Source organism: Nostoc sp. DedVER02 (assembly GCF_034530675.2).
Classification (GTDB): Bacteria; Cyanobacteriota; Cyanobacteriia; order Cyanobacteriales; family Nostocaceae; genus Nostoc.
The window spans coordinates 1-19190 of sequence record NZ_JAVRCP020000014.1; the positions used below are offsets into that span (position 1 = coordinate 1).

14 protein-coding genes are annotated in these 19190 nt (G+C 42.2%); 7 read left to right on the top strand and 7 right to left on the bottom strand.

Going from position 1 to position 19190, the window contains the following annotated elements:
* The first annotated feature begins 340 nt into the window (after positions 1-340).
* The 4 genes from RMZ41_RS15680 (at position 341) to psb27 (ending at position 4636) form a co-directional block, all read left to right on the top strand.
* Positions 341-1960, top strand: a complete 1620-nt coding sequence (locus RMZ41_RS15680) for a glycosyltransferase family 39 protein (protein ID WP_322644947.1) — start codon at positions 341-343, stop codon at positions 1958-1960.
* A gap of 95 nt (positions 1961-2055) precedes the next feature.
* A complete protein-coding gene (gene cofH / locus RMZ41_RS15685; protein WP_322644948.1) occupies positions 2056-3198 on the top strand; it encodes a 7,8-didemethyl-8-hydroxy-5-deazariboflavin synthase subunit CofH in 1143 nt (380 codons plus the stop codon).
* A gap of 154 nt (positions 3199-3352) precedes the next feature.
* Positions 3353-4051: a phosphatase PAP2 family protein gene (locus RMZ41_RS15690; RefSeq protein WP_322644949.1), complete on the top strand. Its 699-nt coding sequence runs from the start codon at positions 3353-3355 to the stop codon at positions 4049-4051.
* Between the two features lie 180 nt (positions 4052-4231).
* Entirely contained in the window at positions 4232-4636 is a 405-nt protein-coding gene (gene psb27 / locus RMZ41_RS15695; protein WP_322644950.1) for a photosystem II protein Psb27, read from the top strand.
* 138 nt (positions 4637-4774) lie between these two features.
* Here the strand turns inward: psb27 and polA are convergent, their stop codons facing one another.
* On the bottom strand, positions 4775-7708 hold the full coding sequence (polA, locus tag RMZ41_RS15700) for a DNA polymerase I (protein WP_322644951.1): 2934 nt from the start codon (positions 7706-7708) through the stop codon (positions 4775-4777).
* A gap of 550 nt (positions 7709-8258) precedes the next feature.
* Between polA and RMZ41_RS15705 the strand changes: the two genes are divergently transcribed.
* Both RMZ41_RS15705 and RMZ41_RS15710 read left to right on the top strand, forming a co-directional pair.
* Positions 8259-8963: a PEP-CTERM sorting domain-containing protein gene (locus RMZ41_RS15705; protein WP_322644952.1), complete on the top strand. Its 705-nt coding sequence runs from the start codon at positions 8259-8261 to the stop codon at positions 8961-8963.
* A gap of 273 nt (positions 8964-9236) precedes the next feature.
* On the top strand, positions 9237-10088 hold the full coding sequence (locus RMZ41_RS15710; RefSeq protein ID WP_322644953.1) for a Cof-type HAD-IIB family hydrolase: 852 nt from the start codon (positions 9237-9239) through the stop codon (positions 10086-10088).
* Positions 10089-10268: 180 nt separating this feature from the next.
* On the opposite strand, the gene RMZ41_RS15715 is transcribed toward RMZ41_RS15710, so the two are convergent.
* A complete protein-coding gene (locus tag RMZ41_RS15715; RefSeq protein WP_322644954.1) occupies positions 10269-10979 on the bottom strand; it encodes a DALR anticodon-binding domain-containing protein in 711 nt (236 codons plus the stop codon).
* Between the two features lie 520 nt (positions 10980-11499).
* On the opposite strand from RMZ41_RS15715, the gene RMZ41_RS15720 reads away from it, so the two are divergent.
* The gene (locus RMZ41_RS15720) at positions 11500-12219 is read left to right on the top strand and encodes a Crp/Fnr family transcriptional regulator (protein WP_012412419.1); all 720 of its coding nucleotides are present in this window, start codon (positions 11500-11502) and stop codon (positions 12217-12219) included.
* 65 nt (positions 12220-12284) lie between these two features.
* On the opposite strand, the gene RMZ41_RS15725 is transcribed toward RMZ41_RS15720, so the two are convergent.
* The 5 genes from RMZ41_RS15725 to RMZ41_RS15745 all read right to left on the bottom strand — a co-directional run bounded on the left by RMZ41_RS15725 (position 12285) and on the right by RMZ41_RS15745 (position 19171).
* On the bottom strand, positions 12285-13331 hold the full coding sequence (locus RMZ41_RS15725) for a PstS family phosphate ABC transporter substrate-binding protein (protein WP_322734512.1): 1047 nt from the start codon (positions 13329-13331) through the stop codon (positions 12285-12287).
* A 191-nt stretch (positions 13332-13522) separates the two neighbouring features.
* A complete protein-coding gene (locus RMZ41_RS15730) occupies positions 13523-14539 on the bottom strand; it encodes a hypothetical protein (protein WP_322644955.1) in 1017 nt (338 codons plus the stop codon).
* A gap of 89 nt (positions 14540-14628) precedes the next feature.
* Positions 14629-16701 carry a phospholipase C gene (locus RMZ41_RS15735; protein ID WP_322644956.1) on the bottom strand — a complete coding sequence of 691 codons (2073 nt, stop codon included), beginning with the start codon at positions 16699-16701 and terminating at the stop codon, positions 14629-14631.
* Between the two features lie 181 nt (positions 16702-16882).
* Positions 16883-17500, bottom strand: coding sequence for a PEP-CTERM sorting domain-containing protein (locus tag RMZ41_RS15740; RefSeq protein WP_322644957.1), 618 nt, complete (start codon positions 17498-17500; stop codon positions 16883-16885).
* Between the two features lie 273 nt (positions 17501-17773).
* On the bottom strand, positions 17774-19171 hold the full coding sequence (locus RMZ41_RS15745; protein ID WP_322644958.1) for an ABC transporter substrate-binding protein: 1398 nt from the start codon (positions 19169-19171) through the stop codon (positions 17774-17776).
* Positions 19172-19190: the final 19 nt, after the last annotated feature.

Genomic DNA, 19190 nt, shown 5'->3' on the forward strand with positions numbered 1-19190 from the left:
GATGAGGTAATATCTATCTCATCTTATAACTTTATTTTAGAAGCTCTTTTCTATGCAGCTTCATATTAAATTGGTATTAGATGTAGAATCTAGGATTACTATTTGATTGTTGAACGCAATTAGGTATTGTAGAGTGTGTTAGAACGGAGTTCGTAACGCACTATGATCGCGGATTTGATGCGTTACGCTGTCCTAACACATCCTACGTATATTTTAAAAAATAAAACCGGATTCCTATAGCATATTGATTGACACAAGCAAGTAAGTGTCACTAATCCGTCAAAGTTTAAATAGCGTAATTAAAATCTATGTGTTGTCGGTATAATATAATTCGATCTTTATGATAAACAAAGAATTAGTACTTGCAAAACATTTACCTCCTACAAAATATTTTCCTCCAAGTTGGTTACGATTTTTAATCATTACTTTGTTAATATCAGGGATATTTTTTCGCTTCGCCTACCTGGATCGAAAAGTCTACTGGCACGATGAAGCTTATACTTCATTACGAATTTCTGGTTACACTAAAACAGAATTTGTTCAACAAGTTTTTAATGGGCGCGTGTTTGCTGTTGAAAATATACAAAAATATCAACAGCCTAATTCTGAAAAAGGTTTAATCGATACAGTAAACTCTTTGGCGATGGAGGATGCCCAACATCCTCCGCTTTATTACGTGATACTGAGATTATGGATGCAATTTTTTGGCAATTCAGTAGCCACTACAAGAAGCTTGTCAGCCATAATTAGCTTGCTAGCCTTTCCTTGCATTTATTGGTTGTGCTTAGAATTGTTTCAGTCATCCATAACAGCATGGATAAGCGTAGCTCTTCTCACAATTTCGCCCTTCCATGTGCTGTACGCCCAAGAAGCAAGGGAGTTTGGTTTGTGGATGGTTACTATTTTGCTAGAGAGTGCTGTACTACTGCGAGCAATAAGGCTTGGTAGCAAGAAGCTTTGGGGCATTTATGCAGTAACAGTTGCAGTAGGATTGTACACCTTTTTGTTTTCTGGCTTACTAGCGATCGCCTACGGTATTTATATATTTGCCATTGAACGCTTTCGATTTACCAAACCCGTTAAAGCTTATTTAATCGCAACTAGTACCGGATTTTTAGCTTTCGTTCCTTGGATTTTAACTGTTATTAATAGCTTGTCTGTAATTGATAGCACAACAGCTAGCGCTCAAACCAAACAATCTTTGTCAGCTTTAGTTTCTGGTTGGATTAGTAACATTAGCTATTTATTTGGTGATTTTTGGCGCTACGAACCATTTTTTCCAGATTTAAATTTGCCAATTTTGCGCTGGGGTCGATTTTTAATTCCCTTAATATTAATCTTAGTAATATATTCATTCTTCTTTCTTTATCGTCAAGCCGAAAGACGAGTTTGGTTATTTGTTTTTATCTTAAGTGGAGTAACAGCTTTAGCTCTCATCTTGCCTGATTTGATTATTGGAGGTAAGCTTAGTCTCCGAGCTAGATATGTCATTCCGTGTTATATAGGTATCCAGCTAGCTGTTGCTTACTTGCTGGCGACTCAAATTATTTCTTCTAAGTTAATCGTCCGCAATTTTTGGCAATTAGTAATGGTAGTAGTAATTTCCAGTGGAATTATATCCTGTGCCGTCAGTTCTCAAGCCGAGACATGGTGGAATAAAGGCAGCCATAACAATCCTGAAATAGCTCGCATTATAAATAAAGCTAATAACCCACTATTAATTAGTAGTAATTATTCCCTAAATATTGGCGATATAATGTCTCTAATTCATCTGCTAGATCCCAAAGTGCAAATGCAATTGGTAACTGAACCAAGCATACCAAACATTCCTAATAGGTTCAGTAATCTATTTTTGTATAATCCTTCTCAAAGATTTCGCTCTGACCTTGAGAAAAAATACAAACTAGTCGATGTTTTTCAGTATGGTAGACTGTGGCGGCTAGAAGCAAAAAGCAAATAAACTTTGGATTCTCCATAACTTGGTATATTTATTAAGTAGAATTTAATTATTTTCCAGATTATAAAATTAAAATTTACTGAGAAATAAAGAAAGTAATGCTGACAAAAATTGCTGTTGAAACAATTCTTGAGCGTGCCTTAATGGGGTATGACTTATCTCCCCAAGAGGGAGTAGTGTTGTTAAAACAAACTGAACCAGAGGCGATCGCAGCAATCCGTGCTACATCTGACACACTCCGCCACACTCAAGCAGGCGATAGGGTTACATATATAATTAATCGCAATATTAACTTTACTAATATTTGTGAGCAGCACTGTAGTTTTTGTGCATTCCGTCGAGATGAAGGTGATGTTGGTGCATACTGGTTAGATTCGGCGCAAATTTTAGAAAAAGCAACAGATGCAGTGCAACGGGGAGCGACAGAAATCTGTATGCAAGGTGGGTTAAATCCACAAGCGCTGATAAATGGTAAATCTTTGCCCTATTACCTCAAGGTAGTGGAAACCATCAAACAGGAATTTCCGCAGATTCATCTCCACGCTTTTTCTCCCCAGGAAGTGGAATTTATCGCTAGACTTGATGGACTCGAGTATGCTGATGTGATTATTGCTTTACGCGATGCTGGTGTTGGTTCAATGCCCGGAACAGCAGCAGAAGTATTAGACGATGAAGTAAGGCGGATATTGTGTCCAGAGAAAATTAATACAGCCACTTGGATAGAAATTGTCAGCACCGCTCATAAATTAGGCTTACATACCACCAGCACCATGTTATCTGGGCATATTGAAACCCACGAACAGCAAATTGGACACTTAGAAAAATTGCGATCGCTCCAAAAAACTGCTATCAATCGGGGATATCCTGCAAAGATCACAGAGTTTATTTTATTACCCTTCGTTGGTCAAGAAGCGCCTAAACCCTTACGTCGCCGTGTCGGACGCGATCAACCAGTTTTAAGCGATGCGTTGCTGCTAGGGGCTGTGGCGCGGATTTACTTGGGTAATTGGATTCCCAACCATCAGCAGAGTTGGGTAAAACTGGGGCTTGCAGGTGCAACCGAAGCCTTAGTTTGGGGTTGCAACGATATCGGTGGCACATTGATGGAGGAGCATATTACCACAATGGCAGGTGCTTTAGGTGGTACGTGTATGGAAGTGGAAAGTTTGAAAAATGCGATCGCTTCTTTAGGACGACCTTACCAACAACGCAACACTCTTTATCAAAAAGTTAGGAGTTAGGAGTAGCCCTTTCAAGGTGGATAAAAAATTCCTCTTCTATCTCTTTACTCTGTGTTCTCTGCGCCTCTGTGGTTCAATAAATTACTTTTTAATCGCAGAAGCACAGAGAAAAATCGGAGCGGCGGCTTCTGGTAATAGGTACTGAAATTAAAGTATGCTCCGAAAAATTTCTAATTTCTGGTTGCTTCATATACACCCTCGTTTGGCTCCCTTAATTACCACAATTGGTATTGTTGGACTTGCTAGTTGTCTGCTGATACTTTTTGTTTTAGCAGAAATAGCTGAAGAGGTTTTAGAGCGAGATGCTTTTAGATTTGATACGACTTTTCTGTTATGGCTACATCAGTTTGCCAATCCCAGTTTAGATAATGTAATGCTGTTTATTACAAATCTTGGTAATCCTACTACAGTCGTTCTAGTTGCAGGCATTACTTTCTTGTTACTTTGGTGGCGACGTTACCAAGAGGAAGCGAAAGTTTTTGTACTTGCTTGCTTAGGAGCGTTAATTTTAAATACAGGACTAAAGTTATTTTTTTCTAAACCTCGCCCTGAACTGTGGCATCGCTTGATTTCCGAAAAATCTTTTAGTTTTCCTAGCGGTCATGCACTAGGTTCTATGGTACTTTATGGTTTTATTGCTCACGAATTGGCAACTCACTATCCTCGTTTTGCCAAATTTATTTACAGTTTGACAGTTATATTAATTGCTGCCATTGGTATTAGCCGCTTATATTTAGGAGTCCATTGGCCTACAGACATAATTGCAGGTTATGGAGTCGGCTTTTTGTGGCTGATAATATGTATTACGATGTTGAAGTTGCAAAGATTGAAGCAGAGAAACTTAGTTGATTAAATCCTCTCAATCTCTAATCCCATAACTCTAAGTATAACATTTCATTAATTCGTAGCGAATTCTCTGCGTGCCTCTGCGCTTACCTCCGCGCTCCTCTGCGTTTAAAATTTAACCCTCAATTGATCCCCACGTTACCAATCCAAGATAGGATGGACGTTGATTTACGTATTCTTTTAATTAATGCATATGAAGCGCTATTGGTCGCGTTTGCTTGCGCTGGTTTTGGTTGTAGCTATCGGCTTAATGGGCTGTTCTGGCAGTCCAGATAGTTTGACTGGGGATTATCGCCAAGACACCTTAGCTGTGGTCAATATTATGAGACAAGCTCTGGATCTATCACCAGATTCAGCAGACAAAACAGCAGTTCAAGCAGAAGCGCGTCAGAAAATTAATGACTTTTCGGCTCGCTATCAGCGAGTTAACTCTGTTTCTGGACTTGGCTCCTTTACAACCATGCGGACAGCCCTTAATTCCCTGGCTGGACATTACAGTTCTTACCCAAATCGTCCCGTACCCGAAAAACTCAAAAATCGTTTAGAGAAGGAATTACAGCAGGTTGAAGCAGCGCTGAAGCGTGGCGGTTAACTCTTGCCCGGGCGACTGAAATTCGTGGCTATACGAGACTTTACCCACCTCCGTGGGTTTCAAGCTTCTGAGTCCGCATGGTGCGCGTTGGCGTTCGCGGAGCGTGACTTTATTAGTGTAGCCACGATTTCTAATCGCTCACTTTGTATCCATCCAATTGTCACCAACACGTGCCTCCACCAGCAACGGCACGCTCAACTCAACTGCATTCTCCATCACCGACTTAATTTGCAATTGTAATTCTTCCCACTCATCAGGCGGAATTTCAAACACTAATTCATCGTGAACTTGCAACAACAAACGCGCCTGATAGTTCTTCAAAACCTCATGCAGCCTTACCATTGCAATTTTGATAATATCAGCATTGGAACCTTGAATTGGTGCATTAGCAGCCGAGCGTAGTAAACCCGCATCAAAAGGGCCTAAATTCTTCAATTTACTCAGATCGATATCTTCTGGGTTACTGCCTTTTAATTTACGTAAACTGTTATTAGTAAAGTCAAAATAACGACGACGACCGAGAATAGTTTCTACATAACCAAGAGCGATCGCTTCTTTTTTGACTTGCTCCAAATATGCAAAAACTTTCGGATATCGTTCATTAAACCGCTTAATGAACTCGTTGGCAATGTTTTTATCTATCCCAGTTGAACGCGAAAATCTAAGAGAACCCATTCCATAAATCACGCCAAAATTGATAGTTTTTGCTATCCCTCGCTCTTCTGAGGTTATATTTTCTTTTTCAAAAACTAACCGCGCGGTAACAGTGTGAACATCTTCATTTTGCTGATATGCTTGCACTAATATCGGCTCTTGGCTCAAATGAGCCAATATTCGTAATTCAATTTGTGAGTAATCAGCAGCCACCATTAACCAACCAGATTCTGGCAAAAACGCCTTCCGAATTTGACGACTAAAAGCTGTACGAATGGGGATATTTTGTAAATTCGGATTAGAAGAAGATAACCTACCAGTTGATGTTGCTGCTTGATTAAAATCAGTATGTACCCTCTGAGTATCTGGACGTACCAACGCAGGTAAGGCATCAACATAAGTAGACTTTAATTTAGATAGAGTCCGATACTCAATGATCGCCTCAACAAAACCACTTTTATCATCTTCTTGGAGCTTTTCTAATGTTGCTGCATCTGTCGAGAAGCCGGTTTGAATTTTCCGAGAATGTTTGGTACTTAACCCCAACTTTTCAAACAAAATTTGGCTCAATTGTTTAGGGGAGCCTAAGTTAAAATTTTCCCCAGCTATTTCAGTTGCTTCCTCTTTTAATCTGGCTAACTCAGTTTCTAAATGCTGCGAAAGTTCTTTTAAATAAGCTGAATTAATGCGAACACCCGTGTATTCCATTTCGGCTAAAACTGCTTCTAGTGGCTGTTCCACTTCTACTAATAGCTTAGACAAAGTTGGAATTCGATCCAGTTCTTCACGCAATTTCGGTACTAACCCAAAAGTAGAATAAGCATCCATACCGCAGTAATCTGCAACGGCGGGAATATCTATATCAGCGATGGTTTTGCCTTTAGGAACTAAATCTAAATAACTTTTAGCTATCAATCCCAAATATCGCTGCCCTAAATCCATCAAATTATGACTAGAATCTGGATTTAGAATGTAACTTGCCAGCATCGGATCAAACACAACTCCCGCCAAATTAATCCCTTGACACTTTAGAACTAAGCGGTCAAATTTGGCATTCTGTAAAGCTTTCGGATAATCAGCACTTTCGAGAATTGGACGTAATGCTTCTAACACCAAATCTTTATTCAAATTCTCTCCAGTTTTATGGCCCACAGGAATATAAGCAACTTCATCTGGTTCCGTTCCCCAACAGCAACCAATCCCTACTAACTCAGCATCTCTTGGTTCTAAAGCGGTAGTTTCAGTATCCCAAGCAACGGGAATATTTGGGTTAGTGAATGTTTGCAAAAGTTTTACTAACTCAGTTAGTTTGGCTGGGGTATTGATAATGCGTGGCGTAATGGGTGAACTAGATTGCTGGGAAGCTGTTGCTGTATCACTAGCACTGAAGAACCATAAATCATTATCTTCATTATCCCTCACTTCTAAGTTAGGATTAACCACGTCTATTTTGGCTTCTTGCTTCTCTTCAACTTGACCGCCAAAACGTTGCTGTAGTTCGTTTATTTTGCCTAAAAAAGACTTGAATTCTAACTTTTCTAAAATGGGAGATAAGACGCTTGTATCAAATCCTTTTAATTTGCAATCTTCTAAATTAAGTTCTATAGGAACATCTAAAACTATCGTTGCCAAATAACGAGACTTATCGGCATCTTCTTTACCACTGGCTAGTTTTTTCTGAGTTGCGCCTTTAATTTCATCTAATGCAGCATAAATATTATCAAGGGAACCATAAGTATTTAGCAGCTGTACTGCTGTCTTTTCTCCAATTCCTTTAACTCCAGGAATATTATCTGACTTATCACCACAAAGAGCTTTGAAATCGACAATTTGTGAAGGTAAAACACCCATCTTCTCTTTGACTTGTTCTACTTCAAATTCCGTAATGCTATTTGTAGAGCGTTTTAGGGCATCTGGACTAAAATTCAGAACAGTGATTTGTTTATCAGAATCGATCAGTTGAAATAAATCGCGATCGCCAGTCAGGATCTTCACCCTATACCCAGCAGCAGTTACTCGCTGTGCTAGAGTTCCCAACACATCATCCGCCTCGTAACCAGGGGCAGTAAAAATCGGTAAATTGAAACCATTTAGCAACTCATGCAGGTTTGCTAAGTCGGGAATGAAGTCTTCTGGCGTTTCCTTGCGATCGGCTTTATAAGTCTCGTCAGCTTCATGACGAAAAGTGGCCTCACCCAAATCAAAAGCGATCGCCATTGCTTGAGGCTGTTGTGTTGCCATTACCTCTAGCAGGCACTTCACAAAACCAAAACATATACTCGTAGGAATGCCTTCTTTAGTACGCAGTCCTCCATCTCGCCCTTTGGCGAAAGCAAAGTATGAACGATAAGCCAGGGAGTGCCCATCTACGAGGATGAACGTGGGGCGTGTTGCAGTTACAGAAGTGATTTCAGACATAGCCCTATTTTAGCCAGAAGCTTTGTCACATAGTTAGCAATTTCAGATCCTAGTTTCAGCTTTGGTTTAGCGACAAAAGCGTAGTCTCTGCGTAGAAATTGCTCCTGCATATAATTTTAGACGAAGTGATGTCTACGCATTTGCAACTTTAATACGGAAGCCCAGTATAACCAAACTTTTGGCAGCAATAGCGCCCTAATTAAGTACCTGAGTATCAACATAGTAACCATATAATAACCAGATGCACGATTTATCACTAGAAGTTGGGGATTTATCTCCTGAGCGTTTTATATTTAATTAGATTGACCTAGCTTACTTCTCAAGAATCAACAAACACGAACTTAATATTTCGACATAATCTATCACTCTCAAAACCTCTTTGCATTAACAAAACTTTATATATACCAATCAAAAAGTATATTTTCCGAAGGAACTTGAACATAAAAACTTTACATAAAGTTACGTGTAATTATCAATCCGACAAGCAAAGTTTCAGAGTTAGAAATAACTTAGTAATTCTGTAACGATTTTTTTTAAAGCATCTTCCATCATGACAACAAAACTATTGAACACTCTGGCTGCTGCTACAACTTTGGCAGGAATTGTTGCAACATCAGGCGCAGCTAATGCAGCTTCTCTTTCCTACAGTGCTTCCAGTAATTACGAGTTTACAGATATCATTGATTCACCTTTGACTGTCCAAAAATTTAACTCATCTTTGGGTACACTTAAGGGTGTAACGATAAGTTTTACTGGCGACATACTTGGAAATGCAGGTTTTGAAAACAGGAGTCCAACCCCGACTACCGTGACAGTAAATCTTGCTAGTGAACTCAGTTTAAAACTAAATAATCAGTCTCTATTTGCGATCAACCCACAAGATATATCGACTTATCAAGCTGCTAAATATGACGGTATCACTGATTATAGTGGCACCTCTGGAAAGACTATTTCTAACTTAACTGCCACACAATCTGCTACTCAGTCTTTCACCAATACCCAATTTTTGCAGTCTTTCACTGGTAATGGCGACATAAGCTTTTTGTTCTCAGCTTTAGCCAACTCAGTAGTTACGGGTTCTGGCAACATGAGATCCTATATTGATACTTATGCCAAAGCAGGTATCAAAGTAACTTATGACTACGATGAGGCGAAAGCAGTACCTGAGCCTTCTGCCACACTAGGAATTGGTTTAATTGCTGGGCTTTGTTTGTTGTCACAACGCAAAAAAAGCTGGATCAAGATGTTTAATTAATAGACTTTCTTGAATAGGTAGATTTCTTCTATCCTATCTATCAAGCAGACTCTCTAATTTAAATTAAAAAACCCGATTTATTCGAGAATCGGGTTTTTTATTGTGATTATGAGGCTGAATTTTTAATAAGATTTAAAAAATCCTATTCTTGGCGATCGCCATAAACAATTATTGATATGAAGTGGTTGATTATAAAACCCAATTTTTTATATGACTCCCTACTGGTCGCCAGAGCCTGTTAACCTCTTACTGGAACCTAAAATTTAGGAAATTATGCCGAAAGCATCTACCGATCGTCAGGCTGCTGCAAAAGATATTAAACTACTAGTCTTAGATATAGATGGCACGATCGCAGGACATTCTAACACTATCAGCGAACCTGTAAAGCAAGCAATCTTTACAGCGCAAGCACGAGGAATTCCAGTAGCGATCGCCACTGGTAGAATGTATCGTTCAGCCTTGCGCTTCCACCAAGATATCGGCTCTACCCTACCATTAATGGCCTATCAGGGAGCCTGGATTCAAGATCCGATCACTCAAAAAATTCATCGCCATTGGGCTGTTTCCAGAGAAATCGCTCACCAGCTACTCGACTATTTTGAAAAACCTGAGTTGCGATCGCTCCTATCTGTCCACTTTTACATTAACGATCAACTATACGTCCGTGAATTAACCAGAGAAACCCAAATTTATGCAGAACGTTCTGGTATTATCCCGATTCCTGTGGGTGATTTGCGCCAAACCTTAACAAATGAACCGACAAAAATTCTCGCTTTGTCTGATGACATAGATGTAATCGACAAACTATTGGGGAATTTGCGCCGCCAATACACGCCTGCTGAACTTTATCTCACAACATCTGTTGCTACCTTCTTTGAAGCAACTAACGCCTCTGTGAATAAAGGAACCGCTGTACGTTACCTAGCCGAAGAATTGTTGGGATTACAGATAGCCAACGTTATGGCGATTGGCGATAACTTCAACGATCTAGAAATGCTGGAGTCTGTTGGACTTGGTGTAGCTATGGGAAACGCACCAGCCGGAGTGCAAGCGATCGCGCGGTGGGTAGCTCCTAGTGTAGAAGAAGACGGAGCAGCAGTAGCAATTGAAAAGTTTTTGCTGTAATCAGGGTACTTTCTCAAGCCTAAACCCCATAAATCAGAAAGGACACCGACGACTGGCCGTGTTTCGTCTCGGTGCCCTAGCTGGTTCGCTCCTCACACACCTGCTAATGTAGCTGAGGTGATGCATTGAGTCAATAGCTATTATAAAAGTTTTTATTTTTACCTAAGCAACATTACCGATTTATAACTCTAAGGGCGCAAAAACACCCAATTTTTCCTCTAGTAAGTATCTTAATAGTGACTGAGTAGCCATAAGTAATCCGAGTCGGGCTTGGGCTAACTCTGGGAATGTAATTTTCACCTCACCCCAAATCCGGCAATTACACCAGAAGTTTTCAAAAGCTTGGCTCAAATTTAGCGCTACTTTTTCCCATTTCACGGAACCGCTAGTCTTAGGACACTCTATTTTGTCTACCGTTTGTATTAGCTCGGAAATTAGATGAAGCTCATCTGGATGATTTAGTCGCAATGTTTCATCACAGTTGAGCCAAGGTAGAGGATTAGGAGAGATAACATCCCAAAAACCTTGACTAGCATTTGTAACAGCTTGTTTAAGTTTAATCAATCCCTCTCGGTGAGCTAGCAACACTAGCGAACAACAACGTGCATGGGCGTGCTGAACAGCAAATAATGAATTGGGCAGAAGAGGCACAGGGGCAGGGGGCGGGGGGCAAGGGGGAGAACTAAAATTACCTCTTTCCCCTCTGCCCCCTGCTCCCTGCTCCCTGCTCCCTGCTCCCCCTAATTCTCCGACTGCAAGACTTTGTAACCAAGTCGCTAAGGTCAAGTCAGTCAATTCAAAATGTATCCAGCCAGGAGGAACAATTTGGATGGTAAAAACGTCACCACAAGTCCTTAATAAATCAGATGCGATCGCACTGGCAAGTTCCATAGTTTTCCAATTCTGAGATTTTGACAGTCGCAGAGCCACACTTGAGATATATAAAACCCTATTCTGATCTCTATCTTTGTATAGACGAAAATTTTTATCTATTATGCATATATTTTCTAGACTATAAGTATCAATACTTAGTGTTTTTATTAAATAGCTATACACTAGCTGTTTAATTGACGTATATTTCTTAACTAGTAATTTATAATGCACGTAATTTTATTTAACTAATAATGTAATATATATATGTTGATTTTCTGTCATCTATCTTGGGATATAAATTTAATTTAGATGAAGAAAAATGAGAAGAGGATAAAATTTAATGAATAATCGATGAATAGTAAGTAAACTTTACTACCATCATTGTACAGTAGGAAGTATAACAAAAGAGTAGAGAGTAATTTGCTTTCTATTCTTTGGATTGGCTGGCGCTGTTAGGCGTTAAGCCTCGCCAACACAAAGACACTCCTTGCACCTTTTGATCACGTCTTTGTCTTCAGCCGAACGCTCTTTGTTACCTATGCAATCTCCATCCTCCTTTTCTGAGGCATCACGGCCTTTTTTAACTTGGCAACGAATTCTTGACTGGGCTCAAGAACACTATCGATGCCGTACCTTTAGCAAAGATGAGCGCATTCCAGCCCGGCCTGGATTGCTATATTTGGTGCAAAGGGGTGCGATCCGCATGGTAGGAACCGCCCAAGTTAGTGCAACAGCTAGTCAGTTAACGTCTCGACGAATCAACAGAACCCCTGAAGAAGCGTTCTTGGGTTTTGTAGGCGCGGGACAGCCATTTGAGATTGTTGCTCAGTCGCCATTTACACTCCAGGCTTACGCCCATGTTGACCAAACTGCGGTGCTGTGGATGTACTGGCATGACCTAGACAACTGGCCTCACTTCCGTCGTGAAGTTATGGATGCCTTTAGGTATCAGCACCAGCGTAAGCTGCTGTGGCTGAGTGCCTTGGGACAACGCCGCACAATTGATCGACTCTTAGGATTTCTCACTTTGTTAATTGAGGAATATGGAGAGCCAGCAATGAGCGACACCGATCCTGATGTGATTCGCGGTTATTGTCTGCCCTTCCCCCTCACCCATGCCCAAATTGGTAGCGCGATTGGTTCAACCCGCGTCACCGTCACCCGCTTGATGGGTAAGCTGCGTCAACGCGGCTTAATTCTCACCCAAGGGGATAATTTAATTTGCTTGCCAGCAGAATCGATTAATAGGGCTGGTTAAAGCAGAGTTCAGAGCGGCGATTTCCGCCACTCTGTCTAAACGCGATTTCAATGCGATCGCTCCTTTCAGCGGATTTTGACAAACCCAGCTTGGCTAATCAGTTCCTGTCCCTGCTCAGTCAGCAGTAAGTTGGCGTAAGCGACACCTGCTTGCTGCTCAGTCTGACCATTCTGTTTGACCACCACAAACAGATTGCGGGTAATTGGGTATTTTCCTGATTGGAAAGCCTCAATGTTCAACTTGTTCCGTTTACCAGGACATTCAGACGGGAGGACAAATGTTTCCTGGTAAGGAGCAATATATTGCCCCTGCGTTCGGCCTAACGCCAAGGGTTTGATTGAGCATTGAGGAACTACCTCTGGGGCAGAAGCGTAGTAAATACCACTAGAACTACCAGTCAATTTTTGCAAGGCTTGGGTGGTTGTGGAGATAAATTCCACATTGGGGCTAAAAGCTTGACCACCCAAAATGTCTTGGACAAAAAGTTCTACAGTACCGCCATCAGTAATGCGGCGAGAATAGGGCTTAATCGGGATATTGGGGCCACCCACCTGGCTCCAATTATTGATTTTGCCTGTATAAATTGACTTTAATTGGTCTATCGTTATTCCTGGGATGTTGAGGTTAGGGTTGACTGCAACCGCTAAACCATCAATAGCCACAGGAATTTGTTTCAAAGTGAATCCACGCTGCTGGGCACGGCTTAATTCCTGATCTAGAATTGGTCGGGAAGACTGAGCAAAGGCTAGTTGACCATCTATCAGTGACTGGATGCCTGTACCAGAACCAGGAGATGCATTACTGGGTTCTACATAGCGCAACCGAAATTCTGGTCGCGCAGCTTGAATTGCTGGATCAACTCCCAGCCGAATCGGTGCCCAAGATGTACTGCCTCCGTAATTGAATAATCCTGTAGGAACATCCTTTATTGAAGTGAAAGTATTGCCACTGGGTTGTTGTGATACAGCTTGAGGCGTTTTGGTACTACCAGAATTAATTGTATTTAGCTCAATACCAGACTTTCTACTAAACCACCAAAAACCGCCAGCTATTAGTCCGGCCGTGATTAGGATGGATAAAACAAGAATAGTTGTTTCATTTTTTTGAGACATAAGAAATTACCCGTGCGTCCATTCAATATAAGTGCTTAACTTGATAGGTACTTGCTACTTGAGATTGTATTAGGAGAACGGGATTTTCTTAGCAAATTCTGACAAATCCTAACTTCTGACTACTTTTGAAGGCAAGCTATTGGTTGAAAACAACTAAAAACCTTATTTGACACTTTTATACTTAATTCAAATTATTCAAGAAACGGACTTAAAAGAAGTCCTCCACGGAAATGGTTTGTATTAAATCCACGGTCGAGCTTGAGCCGGGAGCCTTTCCCTAGATGGCGATCAAATATGTCGCCATAATTACCTACAGATGCAAGAACGTGGCGCTGCCACTCCTTCTCCAGACCCAGTTCTGATGCCAAGATTGGCATCACTCCAGCACCGCCTGAATACCAGGGGGTTTCCGGTCTTTCTGCGTCGATCAATGTATGCACTGTCCAGGCGACGATCGCTGACCACTGAGCGTCTTCAGTTCCAGTAGCGGCGATCACCGGAAAAGCTGTGAGTGGCTCCGGGAGGATGCGGCTTGATAATCGGTTTACCCCAGAGTCGAGGCGGATCTGGGCAAGGGTCGTAATCTCACTGGCGATCGCGTGGCAATTTTGCACGTTGTATGTATCGATCATCTCTCCATCCTCAGAGAACGGTCGGCGGAACCAGTTTTTCTGGAGCGCACCGAAGTAAGCTGTGAGGCTTCGCTCGACTGAACTACCAATCATAAAGCAGATGCTTTTTCCAGTCAGGTCGCTGACGTGGTGTGCAGCTGAGTTTGACGCTACCATCACCGCATTGGATTCTACAAAGACAGTAGGGCCAGGTACCAGCTTACCAGCCAATTTTTGCTCGTTAATCTCCGAGCCTGTGAGAAAGTATACATCGTCCTGCTGGTTACGCACGGCATCGAAGTCCTTTGTTGTCTCATACTTATGATATTCGATGCGGTCAGAAGATCCTAGCACGGCGGTAGCGATCGCACGACAGACATCGACGTTAAGACCATTCCAGCTACCTGGCTCGGCTTCAGTTGCCAGACCTGTCCGTTCGACGCTACCACAGCGAACCACATTATGTTCCTTTACACGTTTGATGACGGAAACTGCTTCAGCAGAGGAAATCGAGTAGCAGACACCAAATAGAGTCAGGAAGACCAACACAAAACGCATGAATTGGGAATTGGGAATTGGGCATTGAGAATTGGGCATTGGTATCAATAACTAAATCAGTGGGGGTGGTTACTGAGTTTACCAAAGTGCTATCCCTCTCATTGGTATGGGAAGGATAGCTAATTTTTTTAAGGGTTAGCTGCTGGATACGTGCTTGGTAGTGCATTGAAGCCTTTGGGGATTTTGTTGACTATCCCCTGGCGCTTGTCCTCTGGCGTGATTCCGATCGCGCGGCAGCCTTCACCGCCGTAGTGCGGTAATGTATTCACAACACTGTCTGGAATCTTTGCAAAGGAAGCTGGTAATGGTGGCGAGACACCGAGCAGGCGCTTTGGATCAAAGCCTGACAGCAAGCTGTCGGTAATCGGCGAATTGATGTCCCGTGGGCCGAGGTACTTCTGCTTGAATCCTGGCGGCCCAAACTTGTTAAACTCAGGGGAATTGCCAGCAGTGAGTGCCTGCGCCTCATCGGGTAGACTGGCAAGCGCAGGTAAACCAAAGATCGTGTTGATCGTCTCGATTACCGAGTTGTGATCCCCCTCGGCGTGTGAGACGGCGTGCGTCCGAGCATAGGGTGAGATCAGGATCAGTGGTACACGGACACCACGGGAGAGCGGCAACCCATCAGGGCCATAAGACAAGATCCTTGGTGGTACGTGGTCGTAGAAGCCATCTGACTCGTCGTAAGTAATGATGATGGCACTCTGCTGCCAGATTTTCGGATTTGAGGCGATCGCATTAATCGCCCTGGCTGCCATTCCCTCACTAAGCTGGCGATCAGTGTAACCCGGATGATCGTCATCACCTGATTTTGCTGCATTAATGGCAGCAATCTCATCCGCAGGTGTGTTGGGGTTCGTAATCGGTGGCTTCAGACCTTGCTGGTTAGTGTAGCCGCCACGAATGTAGAACACGCCACTTTTAGGCAGAGTATTATTGGCTATGTCGCTAAAGAAGTCATTCAATCCACGCAGATTTTTGCTTACCTGCGGTGTGTTAGCAATATAACCGAAATACTGTGCGCCGTTGTGATGGGTGACATAGGCATTGTGCGAAGCGATCCCGTTGGTATCGGTCGGTTCGAGATTGTAGCCTTCTTGATACCAGCGCCAATTGACCGGTTCAGTCTGGAGTTTTTGGATATAGGGGATATCTTGCTGGATATCAGCTAGATCAAACAAAGGATTCCTGTTACCAGCCAAGATTGACCGAATATCATGACCCTGGAAGGTGAGCGGCAGACTGGCGAAGGTTAAGTTTGAGGAAATATTGTTATCAGCGTAGCTCTCTTTCGGGCCAGCAGGTTGCTTGTTATCCGTTGTTGGATCAAACTGGGAGCCATAGAATGGCTGTGGATCGTTAACTACCGGTACCCCCTGCGTTGTCCCAGTGTGACTGCCCACGGTGTATGATTGACCGCTCGAACCATGCTTAACCCACTGCGTCTCACCTGACTGCCCTGCAAGCATTGCTACTGCATTCGGGGTTGAAGGCGTGTCTTCAGTTGCAAAGATGTTGTCGAAGACGGTGAAGCGACTAGCCCACTTCCAGAAGAATGGAATGGTGTCGCAGTCGATGTGCGACATTACCAGACGTGCAAACTGCTTACCCTCAGCAATGTTGGCTGCTCCACCCTTCGATGCGAAGCGCGTGTACTCGTCGGAGGCGAACCGATCCATTTGTGGCTTACCATCGACAACGTGGAGCTTGGTTGCGAGTCCGGTGTGGGAGTGGTCAACACTATCAACTACGCTGGCGTTCTGCTCAGATCCAATCAGGAATGGCTGAACTGTGACGCTTGCACCGTTGACATCCGTGTAGGTCTGGGTGAAACCAGGCGTTTTTTCTGAGCTACGAGGCTTTTGCCCATCTGAGTAGAGTCCGTTAACACCAGGTAATGTACCATACTCGTTGTCGAAGGAGTGGTTCTCGTTAAAAATTACGAAGACGTACTTGATCCTCTGTTGAAGCAGCCTTGTGAGCAACTGGGGCGGCAGCTTGGGTTCTTTATCTGGGTCGTTTAAGTATTGCGCCACATCTGGCGATGCATCTGGCTGAGTTGTGATGGTTGAGTGTGCTGGTAATGCTTCTTGTGGAGAGGACTCCTCTGCGATCGCAGAACCAATAAATACGGGCGGTATAATTGAAGATGGAAGTAGCAAGAGTGTTAGAGCAAAATAGAACTTCGTAAATCGTCTCAAAGCACATCTCCTTAGTAATTTCTATCCAGCTAATATTGCTTTGCAGAATCAGAATCTTTAATTCATATACTGCAAGCTTTTCATTGATTTAAAATAGGTATTTTGGTTACGCTATGCTTTATTGATTACGAAATTTAGAAAAAATTAACACTTTTGAGAAAAAGCAAAACTATGTCGTAATTTAAGCTTTTTGCTTTCTTTTTAGCCAAAAACCGATAGTAGCAACAACTACTGTTCCAGCTAAAGTTTGAGGTTCAGGAACAGGTTCACTTTTCGCAAAAGTCACGGCAGTAAAACCCGAACTTTGGACACTTCCAAAGTCGCTGTTGTCTAAAAATTGTCCATCATTGGTAATACCACTACCTGTAAAATTGCTGTCAAAGTCTAATTCTAGACTGTATAAATTCTTGTTTTGATTCGTCAATAAACCTGCGTCTGAAAAAGCAAGTATGTTCTCTTGAATGTAAGCTGCATTGCCAGCCAAACTGTTAGATAATGTTCGCAAAACAGTATTGTTATTGACTAAGTTTATATTCCAACTTGTCAAATCTACAAAAGAACTGGAAGCAGGTAATTGATCCACATCTACTGTGTAAGTCCCATTAAAAGAACCATTTGCTAAATCAACAGGTAGTCCTATTGAACCATCAAAAGCAGTAGAAGCAAAATTTCCGGAAATATTAAATGTTTTCAGATTGACAGCCTGGGCAGGATTGCCAATAGCTGTAAGCATAGCTAAACCAAGCGCTGCGGTGGCAGTTGCTTGCGATAACCTTTTTAAAGATGTTGCACTCAGCATAAGTTTGGTCTTAATATTTTTGCCCACAGTTTAAAGGAAATGCGCTTTTTGCACACCGAATGCTAAAAATTTCCACTTCTGTATTTTGTTACCGGAAAATTAATGAGAAGTTAAGAAAAAGCAAAATTTATTAAATAGTCATAGTAGTATTACCCAGATTTCTGATAATTGATAAAAAATTACTGATACAATCTGGATAAAGGATTTTTGCTTAAAATTAATGCAGTCTTGTAGAGATGGATTGCTGCCTAGTTTCTAATGCTCAATTCTTCTTCAACGCACCGGTTCAAAGTCATAACCAGTACGAGAACGAGAACCAGGAACGATTTTCACAAGTTGGACTGGCGCATTGCGATCGCCTGATGCTAAAAACCGAATTGTACCAGAAGCTCCGGTGGCAGAAAAGTCAGAGGATGCGAGGGTTTGTTGGACTCCCGATCTTGTGGGATTGCGTTCTAATGCGGCAATTAAAGCCACAGTAGCATCATAGCTGAGGGCACTTCGCCAACTCACATCGCCACCCCATAGCTGCCGAGATTTCTGGGGGAAATTTGACTTAGGATTGCTATCAATATGCCAGGGAACTGCAACTACCATCCCCACAGCTTGCTCTCTACCAATTTCTAAAGTTTTAGCTGTGTACACATCATCTCCTGCCAGCAGAGTTAACTTTTTCTGGTTAATCTGAATTACTTGCAGCGCTTTATCCAGAGTTTCAGTGTTAGCAGCTAACATCAACACTTCTGCACCTTGCTTAGTTGCTTGTTCTACACTTTTGGCTGCGCTAAAATTCGCCTGGGATAAGTCAAATTCGCTGGATACTTGTCCACCTTCTAAAGAAACAGATGAAACAAACTCAGACTTTAAAGACTGGCTATAGTTGCTCTGAGAATGAAAGAAAACCACTGCATTTTTTTTCTGCAAAATTCTTACCATGTAGTTGGCTAAACTTCTCGCAGCCATAAAATCACTGGGAACTGTGCGAAAAACGTAGTGGCTAAAGTTAGAAATTTTGACAGATGTGCTAGTAGGAGAAATTGCTACAAGTTTTCCTGAAGTATAAATAGTACCTGCGGCTAAAGTAGAATCGCTAGTAATCGGCCCAACTACACCTAAGACTTCTGAATTACTAACTAGGCTAGAAGCTATTTGCTTCGCTATTTCTCGATTGTCGTCGTCGTTGGCTATCCCTACCCTCAACGGCACTCCCTTAATTCCCCCAGAGGTATTAATTTCATTTTGAGCTTGAGCAATGCCACGTAAAATTTCTAAAGAAGTATTGGGGTCAGTGCCTATTGGTACAGAAGCCACAATGGTGTAACTCTTAGAAGACTTGATGCGAGCGTTATTAAGAAAGATCAGTGCTTCTGGATCGTTACGGTTGAGTTTTAAGGAATCTGTGAAATTAGCGATCGCCCGATCGTAACTTTTAGCAGTGATCGCCTGTACTCCTTCTTTTTTTGCAGCAGAAACCGCACCTGGAGTTAAACTTTTGTCTCCAAAACTAATCCGATCTTGCAAGGATGGATTGTTGCCTGCTTCCGAACCTGGAATGACGGTATTACCAATTTTGACCCCACTATTGGTAAACAACCACGCACCACCACCAACTATTCCAACTGTTAGCAACAAAGCTAAGGCTAAAACTGCGGTTTCATTTTTTTGTGACATGAACAAATTTAAATAATAT